14 protein-coding genes are annotated in these 15,336 nt (G+C 61.7%); 6 read left to right on the forward strand and 8 right to left on the reverse strand.

Annotation, left to right across the window (positions count from 1 at the left end):
- Genes AC5YUO_RS11245 through AC5YUO_RS11255 form a run of 3 tightly spaced genes read right to left on the reverse strand, consistent with a single transcriptional unit; the run spans window position 1 to window position 4,769 of the window.
- The gene (locus AC5YUO_RS11245) at window positions 1-2,811 is read right to left on the reverse strand and encodes a DUF4159 domain-containing protein (protein WP_496153355.1); all 2,811 of its coding nucleotides are present in this window, start codon (window positions 2,809-2,811) and stop codon (window positions 1-3) included.
- Window positions 2,808-3,722: a DUF58 domain-containing protein gene (locus tag AC5YUO_RS11250; RefSeq protein ID WP_496153356.1), complete on the reverse strand. Its 915-nt coding sequence runs from the start codon at window positions 3,720-3,722 to the stop codon at window positions 2,808-2,810. Before AC5YUO_RS11250 ends, AC5YUO_RS11245 begins: the two co-directional genes overlap by 4 nt.
- A 36-nt stretch (window positions 3,723-3,758) precedes the next feature.
- The gene (locus AC5YUO_RS11255) at window positions 3,759-4,769 is read right to left on the reverse strand and encodes an AAA family ATPase (protein ID WP_065655696.1); all 1,011 of its coding nucleotides are present in this window, start codon (window positions 4,767-4,769) and stop codon (window positions 3,759-3,761) included.
- Window positions 4,770-4,944: 175 nt separating this feature from the next.
- Between AC5YUO_RS11255 and AC5YUO_RS11260 the strand changes: the two genes are divergently transcribed.
- Genes AC5YUO_RS11260 through AC5YUO_RS11270 form a run of 3 tightly spaced genes read left to right on the forward strand, consistent with a single transcriptional unit; the run spans window position 4,945 to window position 7,480 of the window.
- Window positions 4,945-5,574, forward strand: coding sequence for a DUF1285 domain-containing protein (locus AC5YUO_RS11260; protein WP_496153357.1), 630 nt, complete (start codon window positions 4,945-4,947; stop codon window positions 5,572-5,574).
- Entirely contained in the window at window positions 5,571-6,227 is a 657-nt protein-coding gene (locus AC5YUO_RS11265; protein ID WP_496153358.1) for an NUDIX hydrolase, read from the forward strand. Before AC5YUO_RS11260 ends, AC5YUO_RS11265 begins: the two co-directional genes overlap by 4 nt.
- Window positions 6,224-7,480, forward strand: a complete 1,257-nt coding sequence (locus AC5YUO_RS11270) for a CCA tRNA nucleotidyltransferase (protein ID WP_496153359.1) — start codon at window positions 6,224-6,226, stop codon at window positions 7,478-7,480. Before AC5YUO_RS11265 ends, AC5YUO_RS11270 begins: the two co-directional genes overlap by 4 nt.
- Before the next feature lie 84 nt (window positions 7,481-7,564).
- Here the strand turns inward: AC5YUO_RS11270 and AC5YUO_RS11275 are convergent, their stop codons facing one another.
- From AC5YUO_RS11275 to hemF, 3 genes are all read right to left on the reverse strand, one after another.
- Window positions 7,565-7,750 (reverse strand): DUF1059 domain-containing protein, encoded by a 186-nt coding sequence (locus AC5YUO_RS11275; protein WP_004442982.1) that lies wholly within the window; start codon window positions 7,748-7,750, stop codon window positions 7,565-7,567.
- A gap of 118 nt (window positions 7,751-7,868) precedes the next feature.
- Window positions 7,869-8,135 (reverse strand): hypothetical protein, encoded by a 267-nt coding sequence (locus AC5YUO_RS11280; protein WP_400813150.1) that lies wholly within the window; start codon window positions 8,133-8,135, stop codon window positions 7,869-7,871.
- A 122-nt stretch (window positions 8,136-8,257) separates the two neighbouring features.
- A complete protein-coding gene (gene hemF, locus AC5YUO_RS11285) occupies window positions 8,258-9,169 on the reverse strand; it encodes an oxygen-dependent coproporphyrinogen oxidase (RefSeq protein ID WP_496153360.1) in 912 nt (303 codons plus the stop codon).
- Window positions 9,170-9,300: 131 nt separating this feature from the next.
- On the opposite strand from hemF, the gene AC5YUO_RS11290 reads away from it, so the two are divergent.
- On the forward strand, window positions 9,301-9,576 hold the full coding sequence (locus AC5YUO_RS11290) for a hypothetical protein (protein ID WP_004430221.1): 276 nt from the start codon (window positions 9,301-9,303) through the stop codon (window positions 9,574-9,576).
- Window positions 9,577-9,679: 103 nt separating this feature from the next.
- Here AC5YUO_RS11290 and AC5YUO_RS11295 read toward each other — a convergent pair whose 3' ends face one another.
- Complete coding sequence (locus AC5YUO_RS11295) at window positions 9,680-11,332, reverse strand: Na/Pi cotransporter family protein (protein ID WP_496153361.1); 1,653 nt, start codon at window positions 11,330-11,332, stop codon at window positions 9,680-9,682.
- A 173-nt stretch (window positions 11,333-11,505) separates the two neighbouring features.
- Window positions 11,506-11,991 carry a tRNA (cytidine(34)-2'-O)-methyltransferase gene (locus tag AC5YUO_RS11300; protein ID WP_496153362.1) on the reverse strand — a complete coding sequence of 162 codons (486 nt, stop codon included), beginning with the start codon at window positions 11,989-11,991 and terminating at the stop codon, window positions 11,506-11,508.
- A 236-nt stretch (window positions 11,992-12,227) separates the two neighbouring features.
- Between AC5YUO_RS11300 and AC5YUO_RS11305 the strand changes: the two genes are divergently transcribed.
- Together AC5YUO_RS11305 and AC5YUO_RS11310 are read left to right on the forward strand one after the other, a co-directional pair.
- On the forward strand, window positions 12,228-13,103 hold the full coding sequence (locus AC5YUO_RS11305; protein WP_400813155.1) for a phosphodiesterase: 876 nt from the start codon (window positions 12,228-12,230) through the stop codon (window positions 13,101-13,103).
- A 382-nt stretch (window positions 13,104-13,485) separates the two neighbouring features.
- On the forward strand, window positions 13,486-15,336 hold the full coding sequence (locus AC5YUO_RS11310; RefSeq protein WP_496153363.1) for an ABC transporter ATP-binding protein: 1,851 nt from the start codon (window positions 13,486-13,488) through the stop codon (window positions 15,334-15,336).

The raw sequence follows: 15,336 nt of genomic DNA on the forward strand, positions 1-15,336 counted from the left end.
TCACTGCCCCAACCGTTCGAGAAGTGCGGGAACGTGAACCTGATCGGCCTTGTAGTTGCCAGTCAGCATATACATCATGATGTTGACGCCGGAGCGGAAGGCGTGTTCGCGCTGCATCTCATCCGGGGGTACAGTGGGCAGAACCGGCGCGCCCTGCGGATCGACGGCCCATGCGCCGGCGAAATCATTGCCCGTTATCATGATCGGCGTCACGCCATCACCGGAAGAGGAGAGGCCCGAGGTGGTCTTGGCGGCTCCCTGTCGCGATTCCACCCAGAGCGGCGAACCATTGTAACGGCCGGGGAAATTGGTGAGCAGATAGAAGGACCGCGTCAGAACGTGGTCTTCCGGGACAGGCTCCAGCGGCGGAATATCGATATTGGCGAGGATCGCCTGCAAACGTTCACCATTGGCGCTGGTCGCGCCGGTGTCGAGCGAGGAGAACTGGTCGCGTGTGTCGAACAGCACGGTGCCGCCGGCGCGCATATAGGCATCGATGCGCGAAATGGCGGCGCTCGACGGCATGGGTGCGGAGGCGGAAACCGGCCAGTAGATGATCGGGTAGAACGACAATTCATCCTTGGAGATATCGAGCCCGACCGGCTGGCCGGGTTCCAGCGTCGTGCGCCAGGTGAGGAACTCGCTCAGCCCCTGCAAACCCTGCTCGGAAATGCGGTCGACATCGTCTTCACCGGTGCGGACATAGGCGAGATGGGTGGTGTCCAGCCGATCGAAAATCTGCTCGTCGCCCGGTTTTGGGTCATCGGCGCGCGCGTCCGTTGGGGACATCGCGGCGAAGGCGCCAAGCGCCAGCAGCAGGGTGGCGACTGTCGCGCTGCGGGCTTTCGGCAGGCGTGCGAAAGCGCCGTTCATGAAGAGCACGATCAGGCTATCGGCAATCAGCATCAGGAAGGCGGCGATGAACAAAGCAGGGCGCAGCGATTTCGCGGTTTCGCCGATCAGGGCTTCACTGGTGGTGCTGACGCCGGCGACGGATGCGTCGAGCGGGCGTAGCGTCGCACCTGCGGGCAGGAGATTGAGAGCCACGAAACCATCCTCTGTGCCGTAAAGGCCGGGGGGATTGTCGAAACCGGTGCGCGGTGGCTGGCCGGCGCGCATTTCCAGCGGCCGGGCAGTGCCAATTTCGGCGGATAGCGCGCCTTCGGCCGTCAAGAGGCGGAACGGGGGCAGGGCTGCGGCCGGGGCATTGGCGGAGGCCGAAGCGCCGCCCGCTTTCGACAATTGCACGATACGGCGCAGCATATCGACGAAATGGCCTGAGATCGGCAAGTCGGACCAGCTCGCTTCGGCGCTGACATGGAAGAGCACGATGCGGCCAGCCTCGACAGTGCGGGTGGTCACAAGCGGCGTGCCATCGGCGAGGCTGGCCCAGGTGCGTTCCGCCAGGTCGGGCGTCGGTTCGGCCAGAACCTGACGTTTGACGAGAATGCCATCGGCCTTTGCCATGCCGGCAAAGGCGCCGAAGCTCGGGAAATCGGCAAGCGGCTGCGGCTCCGCCCAGGAGAGCGCGCCGCCAAGCGCCCGTTCACCCTGCCGGAGCGTCACCGGCACCAGTGGATCGTCGGCCGGGGCCGCTGCAAGGCGCGGCCCGGCAAAGCGGATCAGCGTGCCGCCGGCTGCAAGCCAGCGCTGCATCGGCTCATAGGTTTCCTGTGGCAGTCGGCCAATATCGGCCATGACGATGACCGACGGGTTGGATTGCAGGATCTCCGGGATTGCCTGCGCCAGATCGGCCTGCCGCTGCGGAATGAGATCGACAAAAGGCTGAAGCGCGCGGCTGATATAATAAAGCGGCTGCAGCAGCGGCTGGAAATCATTGCCGGTTTCGCCGGCCAGCAGGGCCACGCGGCGGCGGCGGAAACCGTCATCCAGCAGATGCACGGCGCCCGCCGTCGAAACGCCTTCGAGGGAGAGGCGGGCGAAATCGTTGCGCAGTTCGAAGGGGGCTTCCACCGTTGCGGTTGTTTCGGCCTCGCCGGGGGCGAAGCTGGCCGTGCCATTGGCGAGAATGCGGCCCTGGCTGTCCTGGGCATTGACGGTCAGCCGGGCGGCTTCGGCCGTGTCGAGCCGCGAAAGGGTGACGCTCATGGCATCGGCATTGTTGGTAGCGCCGGTAATGGCGGTGATCGCCTTGCCGTCGCCCCTGACGATGCGGAATTCGGTGGGCGAGAGGGCGGCGAGCGTTCTCATTGCGCTTTCGTCCTGCGCGGTTTGAACGCCGTCGGCAATATAGGCAAGCGTGCCGGGGGCTGCGCCGTTCAGCGCTTCCGTGATGGCTTCTGCCGTGCGTACGCGGTCGGGCACCAGCGGCTTCGGCTTGGCGGCGGCGAGCTTGTCCAGCGCCACGGCCGTTGTTGCCGGCACGGGATCATTTTCTGCATCGGCGGTGAAGCTGATGGAGACGGGGCGGTCGGCCCGCTCCGCATCGCCGATCAGGGCCTGCGCGGTGGCCACGCGTCTTTCCCAGTCGGGCGCGGAGGCCCAGCTATTGTCGACCACCAGCACCAGCGGGCCGCTGCCGGCGATGCTGTTGTTGCGCGGGTTCACCACCGGATCGGCCAGCGCAAAAATTACGGCGGCGGCAAGCGCCATGCGCAAAAGGGTCAGCCACCACGGGCTTTTCGACGGTGTTTCCTCGCGCTTCAGCACCGTCGCCAGAATCTTCAGCGGCGGAAAGACCTCCGCCTTGGGGCGCGGCGGGGTGAGCCGCAGCAGCCACCAGATGGCGGGCAGCGCCAGCAGGCCGAAGAGGATGTAGGGGCTGGTGAAGACGAAAGGCAATGCGCTCATCGGTGCCCACCGCTTTGCGCGGGCGCGCCGGAAAGATACATGTGAACGGCCACAAGCGCCTCGGAAGCCAGATGATCGGTGCGGTGGAAGACGAAGTTCCAGCCGAGACGGCGCAGCGACGAGGACAGCGCCTCGCGTCTTGCGAGATAGGCGCGGGTGTAATCCTCACGAATGGTCTCGGCGCGGCCGGAAACCAGTTTTTCGCCGGTTTCCGGATCGGTGAACTCGGTGCGGCCGGAATAGGGGAAGGTTTCTTCGGCCGGATCGGCAATTTCCACCACATGGCCGCGCAGGCCACGTCGCGCCAGAGGCGAAATCCGCTCCATCACATTTTTCGCATCATCGAGAAAATCGCCGATCAGGACGATATCGCTTGCGCCGCGGATCATGCCCGTTTCCGGCATACCCGTGGTCAGCGGCGCGTGCATGATGGCGGCGGCGAGCCGTTCGGCGGCGTTTCTGGCCGAAATCGGCTCCATGATGCCCGGGCAGCCGATGCGTTCACCCGAGCGCGCCAGGATTTCCGCCAGCGCCAGCATCAGCACCAGCGCCCGGCTTTCCTTGGAGACGGAGCCGAGGGTGGATTTGAACATCATCGACGGCGACATGTCCGCCCAGAGCCAGATGGTGTGGGCTGCCTCCCACTCCCGGTCGCGCACATAGGTATGGTCGTCGCGGGCCGAGCGCCGCCAGTCGATGCGCGACAGGCTTTCGCCTTCGGCATAGGGGCGGAACTGCCAGAAATTTTCGCCGATGCCGCGTTTGCGGCGGCCGTGCCAGCCGGCGGTGACGGTGTTGGCGATGCGTTTTGCCTCGACCATGCAGTCCGGCACCAGTGCGGCACGCTGGCGCGCACGCGCCAGAACTTCGCTACCCGGCGTCTTGTCTACGATCTGGCCGATGGATGCCACAGGCACTCCTTTCGCGAAAGGTTAGGCACGCGTCTTTTAATTCTTCGCCTGCTCCACGAGGGCCGCAATCACATCGCGCACCGACATACCTTCGGCGCGGGCCGCAAAGGTCAGCGCCATGCGGTGTTCCAGCACTGGCTCGGCCAGCGCATGGACGTCGTCCAGCGACGGGGCGAGGCGGCCTTCGTAGAGCGCACGGGCGCGGGCGGTCAGCATCAGCGACTGGCCGGCGCGCGGGCCCGGACCCCAGACAACGTGTTTGTCGGTCAATTTGTTGCCATGGCCGGGGCGGGCGGAGCGGACGAGCGAGAGGATCGCATCCACGACCTTGTCGCTGACCGGCATCTGGCGGATGAGGGCCTGGATTTCCATCAGGCGCCCGGCATCGATCACGCCGCGTGCTTCGCCGGAGGCGGTGCCCGTCGTGTCGAGCAGGATCTGGCGTTCGGCGGCAAGCTCGGGATAACCGACATCGACCTGCAGCAGGAAACGGTCGAGCTGGGCTTCTGGCAGCGGATAGGTGCCTTCCTGTTCCAGCGGGTTCTGGGTGGCGAGAACGTGGAACGGCTTCGGCAGCTCATAGGTCTGGCCGGCCATGGTGATGTGATATTCCTGCATGGCCTGCAAAAGTGCGGACTGCGTGCGCGGGCTGGCGCGGTTGATTTCGTCGGCCATCAGCAGCTGGCCGAAAATCGGACCCTTGATGAAACGGAAGGAACGGCGGCCGTTCTCGTCCTGATCCATGACTTCGGAACCGAGAATGTCCGACGGCATCAGGTCCGGTGTGAACTGGATGCGGTTGGCATCGAGGCCGAGCACGGTGCCGAGCGTGGTGACGAGCTTGGTCTTGGCAAGGCCTGGAACGCCAACGAGCAGCGCATGGCCGCCGGAGAGGATGGCGAGAAGCGTGTTCTGCACCACTTTTTCCTGGCCGAAAATGACCTTGGAGACCTCCGTGCGGATGGCCGCAATGTCGGAAAGCGCCTTTTCGGCCGAGGCGACGATGGCCTTTTCATCGAGGGTTTCGCCGGTATTCATCACGCCCATGTCGCTCTCCTCATACCTTCGCCGCTGTCACAGTCGCATCCCGGTTTTGCTGGTTGCCAACCGGGGCGGATTTTGCGCTGCATCTAGCTTATTGCTCTCTTGGCCGCTGACAAGCGCCATTCGAATGACTATGTCGTGACTTAGTATTTCCTTATCGGCAAAGCGAGACTCGAATATGGCAGCGGAGACGATAAATTCGGCTGATGATGCGGCGGGGCTTGCGGCGATGATTTCGCGTGCCTCCGAGCAGACCGGTGACGCCAAGCGCGGGCCGGCCCCGGTGGAGCGCTGGAATCCACCCTTTTGCGGCGATCTCGACATGGAAATCCGTGCCGACGGCACATGGTTCTACCTCGGGACACCCATCGGAAGGGCACCTTTGGTGCGGCTGTTTTCCACCGTTCTGCGCAAGGATGAGGACGGTAGGACCTATCTCGTAACTCCTGTGGAAAAAGTCGGCATCCGCGTGGTGGATGCGCCTTTCGTCGCCGTGGAAATGAAGGTGACTGCGGGGGAGGAAGGTGGCGAGCCGCTGCTGACCTTCCGCACCAATGTTGGCGATGTGGTGGAGGCGGGACCGGAACATCCGCTACGGTTTGAGATTTTCGGTGAGAACCGCGAATTGAAACCCTATCTTCTGGTACGCGGCAGGCTGGAGGCGCTCATCTCGCGGGCGGTGATGTATGATCTTGTCGCACTGGGCGAGGTGATCGACGTGGATGGCGTCGACATGTTCGCCGTGCGCTCGGGCGGGGTGACTTTTCCGGTCATGCCCGCCAATGAATTGGAACGGCTTTCGCAATGACAATGACGACAATCGGGAATGTGACGACAACAGGGTTCAAGACTTTTACTGCCGCCGACTTCCGCCGCCGGGTGTTGCAGGAAGGCGAGGGCGTGGCCGAGAGGGAGCATGGCGACCATGTGCTCAATCCGGGCGTGGTGCTGTCTGGAAACGGCATTAAGCTGAAGGATGCCGCCGTGCTGGTGCCCGTTATCGATGACGGCAATGATGCGCGGGTGATCTTTACGCAGCGTACCGCAACCCTGCGCAAGCATTCCGGCCAGATTTCATTCCCGGGCGGTGGCATCGATGCGGAAGACCGCACGCCGGAGGAAGCGGCTCTGCGCGAGACGGAAGAGGAAATCGGGCTTTCGCGGTCTTTCGTTGAAACGGTCGGCCGCCTGCCGGATTATATTTCCGGGACGGGTTTTCGCATCAAGCCGGTGCTGTCGGTCGTCCGTCCGGGCTTTGACCTGACGCTCAATCCGACGGAGGTGGATGAGGTTTTCGAGGTGCCGCTGTCCTTCCTGATGGACCCGGCGAACCATGGGCGCGGCAGCCGCATCTTTCAGGGGAAGGAGCGGTTTTTCTACGAAATGCCCTATGGCGAGCGCTACATTTGGGGCATTACGGCGGGCATCGTCAGGACGATTTACGAGAGGTTTTATTCATGAGCAGCCTTGCCGGGCGGGACTGGTTTGAAAAACCGGCGCTGAAGCGCATCTTCGCACTTTTGAATGCGGAGGGCGGCGAGGTGCGGATCGTCGGCGGCGCAGTGCGCAATGCGCTGATGGACCTGCCGGTGGTCGATGTCGACATGGCGACGACGCTGACCCCTGATGTCGTTGTTGCGCGGGCCAAGGCGGCGGGTATCAAGGTGGTGCCGACCGGCATCGATCATGGCACGGTGACGCTGGTGATCGACGGCGAAGGTTTTGAAGTCACGACGCTTCGCCGTGATGTCGAGACCAATGGCCGCCACGCGCAGGTGGCCTTCGGCACCGACTGGCAGACCGATGCCGAGCGGCGCGACCTCACCATCAATGCCCTTTATGCCGATCAGACGGGCGAGATCATCGATCTCATCAATGGGTTGCCCGATATCGAAACCGGAACCGTGCGCTTCATCGGTGATGCCGCGACGCGGATTTCGGAAGATTACCTGCGGATTCTCCGCTTTTTCCGTTTCTTTGCCCATTACGGTTCCGGCCGTCCGGATGCGGATGGCCTGAGGGCAAGCGCCCGCGCCAAGGACAAGCTGGCGACGCTTTCGGCCGAACGGGTGTGGAGCGAGGTAAAGAAGCTGCTTTCCGCGCGTGATCCCTCGCGCGCTCTTCTCTGGATGCGGCAATCGGGTGTGCTCGCCGAAATTCTTCCCGAAACGGAAAAATGGGGTATCGACGCCATTCACGGGCTGGTGGCGACGGAACAGGCACTCGGCTGGGCGGTGGACCCGATGCTGCGGCTTGCCGCCATCGTGCCGCCGGACCGGGACAGGCTGGCTGCCCTTGCCACAAGGCTGAGGCTGTCGAAGGCCGAAGCGGGGTATCTGACCCATTGGGCCTCCGCGCCCGCCGCCGACCCCGACATGAAGGAAACGGCGCTTGACCGGTTGCTTTACCGTCAGGGCGTTGAAGGCGTGAAGGCGCGGCTGAAACTCGCGCTTGCCGCCGCCCGTGCCGATCTTTCGGCCGGTGATGTGGCCATGCAGAGGGTTGCGCGTTTTTCGACGCTGCTGGCGAGGGCGGAGAAATTCCAGAAGCCCGGCTTCCCGTTGAGCGGCGCCGATGTGATGGCCGCTGGGATCGAGGCCGGTCCGAGGGTCGGCGAGGTGCTGAAAAGCCTCGAGGAGAAGTGGATCGATGTCAATTTCTCGCTGGATCGGGCAGCGCTGACCGCCCGGCTGAAGGATTTGCTGGGGAATTGAAGCCGTGTTCCACCTCATTCCTGTGACAAGCACAGGGATGAGGGTTGGTGGTAGCACCCGAAATGGCGCCTTTGGGCAAATGCGCTAAGCCGCATTCGCCTCGTCGCGGATGCGGGCCTTGATGTTTTCGATCATGTTTTCGCGGATGACGGTTTCGCCATGGGCCGAGCGCATATGTTCGACGGTGCGGCGCACGACTTCTGCATCGTCGTCTGCGCGGGTGTGCCAGGCGCAGCCGGGCACGAGCGTTCCACATTCAAACAGTCTCATGGTCTTGCCTCCCTGTTCAAGCGGGGGACAGCATTGATGTGAATGCTGTCCCTCCGACTGGAAACGAACGTTCGCCGCTTATGTTCCCGAGCGGCGTCCGCCGAGCCTGTTCAGGTCCCTATTCGGGCATTGCCCAGCACTGGAAAACAGAGGATGTGCCGGCTGCCGGGATTTTTGTACGAGGCATTTCGTCATTGTCGGCGCGCTTTACCGTCTTTCCGGCCAGCGTGCGTTTTACCTGTTCGACATAAAAGGAATGCGGCAGTTCGCGATCGCCCGTGGCGCGCATTTCAGCTGCCAGGCGGTCGATCAATTCGGGGGTATCGATGGATTGCGGTGCTGCCTCGGGGGAAGCAGAAATAGGCATGCTGTTCGAAGTAATCATGACGATAGCTCCTCCAGTACGTCTGCGGGAGGAGACTACCACTGCCTTGGTTTTTCCATAAGTCCTAATTTGCGCTATTTGCGACGAAATGGCTGATGAGCGTCAAATTTGCGTGAGGTTTTTTAAGGCCAGCGCACCACCGGCGGCAGGGAGGAGAGAATCGATTCGACATTGCCGCCGGTCTTCAGGCCGAAGATTGTGCCGCGGTCATAAAGCAGGTTGAATTCCACATAGCGGCCACGGCGGATGAGCTGCTCGTCACGGTCCTCTTCCGTCCAGTTCTGGCTGAAATTGGCGCGGACGATCTTCGGATAGACCAGATTGAAGGCGCGGCCGACATCCTGCACGAAGGTGAAATTGGCGTCCCAGCCGCCTTTTTCCTCTTGCGGATGCAGCCAGTCGAAGAAGATTCCGCCGGTGCCGCGCGGTTCGTTGCGGTGCTTCAGGAAAAAATACTCGTCGCACCACGTCTTGTATCGCGGATAATCCGCAACCGGATGGCGGTTGCAGGTGATCTCGAAAGCGCGATGGAACAGCTGGGTATCCGGGTCCTGCTGCGTCCGCCTGCGGCCCAGCACCGGTGTCAGATCGGCACCGCCGCCGAACCAGTGGCTGGTGGTGACGACCATGCGGGTGTTCATGTGCACCGCCGGCACATTGGGGTTGACGGGATGGGCGATGAGCGAAATGCCCGACGCCCAGAAACGCGGGTCTTCTTCCGCACCCGGTATCTGCTTGCGGAACTCGGGCGAGAATTCGCCATAGACGGTGGAGGTGTGGACGCCGACCTTCTCGAAGACGCGACCTTCCATCATCGACATCTTACCGCCGCCGCCTTCGCCATTGTCGCGCAGCCAGTCCGTCTGCACGAAACGGCCGGGCTCCTGATCCGAAAGAGGGCCGCTGAGCTCATTTTCAAGGGTTTCGAAAGAGGTGACGATGGTGTCGCGCAGATGCTGGAACCAGGCTTCAGCTGCGGCCTTCTTGTCTTCGATGTCCTCGGGCAAGCCCTTCGGCAAGATTGGCCGTTCCATATCGTCTTTCTCCTGCGGTGAAGTCTGTTTCCTGCCGCGTCTAGCAGGTGTTTGCGCCGCGCACAAATTCGACTCGCCAAGGCGGCGCGCCGACACTATCTTTATCGATGTAGGTGCCAGAGGTGAATATCATGACGAAATTTGCCGGACCGCCGCCCCTTGACGGGCTGAAGCGCAGGATCGCCAATCACCGCAAGGAGCGCGAAAGCGCCGGCGGTGAACAAAAGCGCGACGGCATGTTCGTGCGCCAGACCTTCTGTCTCGGCCGCGAAGAGGCCCGCGCCAAGGCGCGCGAATGGTTCGACAGCTTTCCCAAGGCCGCCTATTGGACGGAAGTGGAAAGCTGGCGGCAGCTCGAAGGCGACCGCATCGAATTCACCATGCGGCGTCTGCCCTCTGCCGATTGAATTTTAGAGCGTCTTCGCTTTTCTTCGAATCGCGAAAACGCTCTAATTTTTTGTTTGTCGCATTTCCGGACGGAAAACCGGGGCCACTTTTCCTGGAAATGCTTTAGGCGCGCGGTTCGGCGTAACGCAGGCGGCTTTCGATCAGCACGCCGCTCTCATCCAGAATGGGGTGCGCCACCGTCACGATATGGGCGTTGATGCGCTTTAAGTCCCGCAGCATGTCGAGATGCAGCGAGCTGGTCTGCATGCTTTCCGCCAGCCCGTCGCGCAGCCGCTCCAGATGGCGGTTGGAGGATTGTTTTTCGAGGCGGCGTATATCCACCTTGCTCTCCATCAGCCGGCGGGCAAGCTCGAAATCGCCGGTCACCAGAATGCTCTGGGCGGCGCGCAGGTTCTCGATGGTCATGTCGAACAGGGTCTTCAGTTCCTCATAACCGTCATCGGAAAATTTGAAGCTGTTCAGCACCTTCTTGCGGATCTGTTCGCAGATGCCCTTTTCGATGATGTCGCCGATATGTTCGAGATTGATCGCATAATCGATGATGGCGATCGAACGGCGCGCTTCCTCGTCAGTCAGCCCCTTGCGGCCCAGTTGGGAAAGATAGACCTTCACCTCCTGCTGGCGGCGGTCGACCTTCTTTTCCAGCAGGGACACTTCCTGAAGCGGCGCCAGATCATTGTGCTTGAAGGCGTTTTCGGCGCGGATCAGCATCCGCTCGATGCTGTCGCCGACGCTCAGGACTTCGCGGGTGGCGTTGGCAAGCGCCACGACCGGCATGTCCAGCGCCTGCTGGTCGAGGAAATTCGGGCCGTCTTCAGCCTTCGGATCGCCCGGCACGAGCTTTGCCATCAAATCGGATATCAGGCCGGAGAAGGGCCACGCCAGCGCCGCCAGAATGACGTTGAAGATGAGATGCGCATCAACAGGCAGTTTGGCGGGCGAAAGCGGCAATTGCTGCAAATACGTTGCGCCATAGGAGGCGAGCGGCATGGCAATCAGGCAGCCGATGGTGCGAACGACAAGATTGCCGATGGTGATGCGCCGCGCCGATGCCGGGCCGGAGAGCGTGGCGATGACGGGCGGGATGGCGCCGCCGAGATTGGCGCCGAGAATAAGGACGATGATGAGTCCGGTGGACAGCGTGCCGGTGGCGGCCAGCGACAGGATGAGCACCACGACGGCGAGACTGGAAGAAGAGACGAAGGCCAGCACGGCGGAAAAGATCAGCGCGACGGGCCATGCGCCATCCAGCAATCCAATGAAGACGCCGAGTGCCGGCGAGGCGCGCATGGGTTCGGTCGCGCCGCTTAGGAGATGCAGCGACAGAAGCATCAGGCCGATGCCGATGACGGCGGTTCCGCCGCCCTGTCTGGCATTGGAACTGCCTTTTTTGAGGATGATGCCCGCCAGTATCAGCAGCGGCGACAGCCATTCGACGCCAGCCGCGACGATCCAGGCGGTAACGGCGGTACCGACATTGGCGCCGAGCAACACCACCTGCGCCATGCGCGGCTTGATGAGGTCCCGTTCGGCGAAGGAGGCGACCGTCAGCGCCGTCGCCGTCGAACTTTGCAGGGCGACGGTGGCGAAGAAGCCGGAAAAGAAGGAGCGCGGTCTGTTCTGGGTGCCGGTGGCCAGCACGCTTCGGAGTTTCATGCCGAAAGCGCGGGTGACGCCGTCCTTCACCTGGGCAAGCCCGAAGAGCAGCAGCGCGACGGCGCCGAGAAGGTTGACGATGACAATTGTGGATTGCATGCGACGTCTCCTCACACCCGCCGGCGCACGGTCCCGGCGAGAGCGATTTTTATTGTCCGGCTAATCAGTATAGGAGCGCGAACGCTCACCGTACAGGCCGGGTTGCGACAGTTTCGCGGTAAAAGCAGTCAATTTTCATATTTGCCTGAAAAATTGGCTGCAAAGATGGCAGGTCACGACCATACCGTCTGGCGCAGGGCCTCGCCGGTGACCATCGCGGCTGACATGGCGACGTTGATGGAGCGCTGTCCGGCCACCATCGGGATGATGATTCGTTCATCCGCCTTGTCATGCACATGATCAGGCACGCCGGCGCTTTCACGACCGAAAAGCAGGATGTCATCGGCGCGATAGGTGATATCAGTATAGGGGAGGGCGGCCTTGGTGGAGGCGAGAACGAGGCGGCGGCCGGTGCTTGCCCGCCATTCCTCGAAACGGTCCCAGCTGACATGGCGCGTCAGCGCCGCCGCCGCGATATAATCCATGCCCGCCCGTTTCAGGTTGCGGTCGGAAATATCGAAGCCGGCCGGTTCGATGATGTCGACGCCAAGGCCGAGACAGGCGGCCAGCCGCAGGATGGTCCCCGTATTGCCGGGAATATCCGGCTGGTAGAGGGCGATCCGGATGTTGGACCCTGTTTCAGGCAAAATATCGGGCATGGTCTTCTCTTCGCATTCGGCAATGCCGGACCGATTATCACGGGTGAATGACCTGTGACAGATGCGGCTGGGAAAAGTCCCTTTTTAAGACGGTTGGCCACCGGATCTTCATTCGCATGACACATAGGCAGGCTACCCAATAACCAACCTATCGTCAGATAAATCAAAAGGTCCGGAAGCGCCGACGGGGCGGTTTCGGGCGGGATTTCTGCGCGCAGCAAAACAGGAAGCAAGCCATGTCCGAACGGGTCAATTTCGTCCATCTGACCGATCTGCATATCGGCAATCCGCAGGTGCAGGATGATGATCTCTATTCCGAGACTTCGGCCACGCTGTCCGAAACGCTCGCGCAGATCAAGGCGCTGGTGCCGCCGCCCGAATTCATCGTCGTCAGCGGCGACCTGACCAATCGCGGCGATGCCGGCAGCTATGAGGAACTCAAGCGGCTGATGGCCGAGGCGGAACTGGATGTGCCGGTGCTTTTCGCGCTTGGCAATCATGACCGCCGCGACGGGTTCTACCCTGTCATGCTCGACCGTCATGAGGATATGGACGAGCCCTATGACCATGCCGAGGTCGTTGCCGGCATCCATGTCATCGTCATGGACACCAGCGTTCCGGGCAAGGTCGGTGGCGCTTTCGAACCCGGTCAGATCGAGTGGCTCGAGGATGAACTGGAAAACCACCCTGAACTGCCCAAGCTTCTGGTGATGCACCATGCGCCGGCGCTCGATTTCGACCGTCCAGAGGCGGAGTGGGAATCCCTGTCCTTTGACGATACCGAAGCGCTGGACGAACTGTTGTTCGAACATGATGTCATCGGCATTCTGGCGGGTCATATCCATTATGACCGCATGTCGCACTGGCAGGGCATTCCCGTGGTGGTCGGCATCGGCCAGCATTTCGCCACCGATCCGCTGTGGCTGCATGAAGGCGTGCGCATGTTGTCCGGCGCATCCTTCGCCATCGGCACGATAAGGGATACGGGCCTCACCGTCACCTTCGCGCCGCAGCCCAGCGATCGCCGGGAATTGAAGCGTCATACGCAGGCTGGCATGGCCGAGCTGATCACGGAATATGAGAGCGCCGGGGCGCAGGACGCAGCCGAATAAGGCGATACCTCACGGTCAGAGGCGGGCGGAAACCTTTGCGGGTAAATCCGCCCTTTTTGCACTACTCGGCACAATCTTGAGTTTTCGCGAACATCGGTGTCTTTCCGGCTGGTCATTGCTTAATTTTTGCGCTACAAGGCCATATCTTCAACACCAGCCAAGGGAGGTTCTCATGCCAAATGACATTCGTATTCGCCTCCCGGCCCCAGCGGTTCGTCTGCTGGCTTAGGTGATACCTCCGCGGCCTGGCCGCGTTTCCCATAGTTTGATTCACCATGTGGCTGTTGCGGCCATGTTCAAAGACTTTTCCGTTCCGTCGTGAGCCATATTTGTGTCCGCTCACCATGTCACGATGGAGCGATCGATTGCCGGAGCTTGGCCTATGTTTGGCTGGTTTGAAAAACGCCTCGATCCTTTTCCCTCTTCGGCGCCTTCCGTGCCGCCGAAGAAATTGCTGCCGTTCCTGTGGCATTATGTAAAGCCCGCCTGGCCGTGGCTGCTGCTGCTCGGCCTGATGTCGATGGGCATCGCCATTGCGGAAGCCATGCTCTACAAATTCCTCGGCAATATCGTCGACTGGTTGTCCACGGCCAATCGCGAGACGTTTTTTGCCGATGAGGGCTGGCACCTGATCGTCATGGCGGGGCTGGTGCTGTTCCTGCTGCCGCTGATGGGTGCGATCCACACCATGACGATGCACCAGACGCTTGCCGGCAATTTCGGCATGATCGCGCGCTGGAAAATGCACCGCTTCCTGCTGCGCCATTCCATGAACTTCTTCGCCAACGAGTTTGCCGGCCGGGTTTCCACCAAGGTGATGCAGACGGCGCTGGCGATCCGCGAAGTGGCGCTGAAGGTTATCGACGTCTTCGTCTACGCCATCAGCTTCGTCGTTTCGATGCTGTTCATGGTCGCGGCGGCGGACTGGCGGCTGGTCATTCCGCTGCTGGCCTGGCTCGGCATCTATATGGGAATTCTCGCTTATTTCGTGCCGAAGCTCGGCCGGCTGGCGCAGGAACAGGCCGACGCACGTTCGATGATGACGGGCCGGATCGTCGACAGTTACACCAATATCTCGACGATCAAGCTGTTTTCCCATGCGGGACGCGAGGAGAGATATGCGCGTGAGGGCATGAACGTGTTTCTCGGCACGGTTCACCGCCAGATGCGCAAGATTTCCGGCTTCAACATCCTGATCGATCTCAACAATGCCGTGGTTCTGTTTTCCACGGCGGCGCTCGGTCTCTATTTCTGGATGCAGGGTTCGGTGACGGCCGGTTCGGTTGCCATCGCCATCAGCCTTGCCATGCGCGTCAATGGCATGTCGCAGTGGATCATGTGGGAAGTCACGTCGCTGTTCGAAAATATCGGCACGGTCTATGACGGCATGTCGATGATGACGAAGCCGCACGATATCGTCGACGTTCCGAAGGCACCTGAGCTTGCCGCCCCGCAGGGCGCCATCCACTATGACAACGTCCGCTTCCACTATGGCAAGAACAAGGGCGTGATCGACGGGCTGACGCTCGACATCAAGCCGGGCGAGAAGGTCGGCCTTGTCGGCCGCTCCGGTGCGGGCAAGACGACGCTGATGAACCTGCTTTTGCGCTTCTATGATCTGGAAGGCGGCAGGATCACCATTGACGGGCAGGACATTTCCAGGGTGTCGCAGGATAGCCTGCGCGAGCTCATCGGCGTCGTGACGCAGGATACCTCGCTGCTGCACCGTTCGATCCGCGACAACATCGCCTATGGTCATCCCGAGGCGACCGACGAGCAGGTGATCGCGGCGGCGAAGCGAGCGAATGCCTGGGACTTCATCGAAGCGCTTGTCGACATGCACGGTCGCCAGGGCCTCGATGCCCAGGTGGGTGAGCGTGGTGTCAAGCTTTCGGGCGGTCAGCGCCAGCGCATTGCGATTGCCCGCGTCTTCCTCAAGAACGCGCCGATTCTGGTGCTTGATGAGGCGACCTCGGCGCTTGATAGCGAAGTCGAGGCAGCGATCCAGGAGAACCTGTTCTCGCTGATGGAAGGCAAGACGGTGATCGCGATCGCCCACCGCCTTTCGACGCTGACCGAAATGGACCGGCTCATCATTCTCGACAAAGGCCGGATCGTGGAAGCGGGCAGCCATGCGGAACTGGTGGCGATGGGCGGCATCTATGCCGATCTGTGGCGGCGCCAGTCCGGCGGCTTCATCGCCGACCACGAGGCGGAAGTGGCGGCGGAGTAA

The organism is Agrobacterium sp. LEGMi-208b (assembly GCF_059511785.1).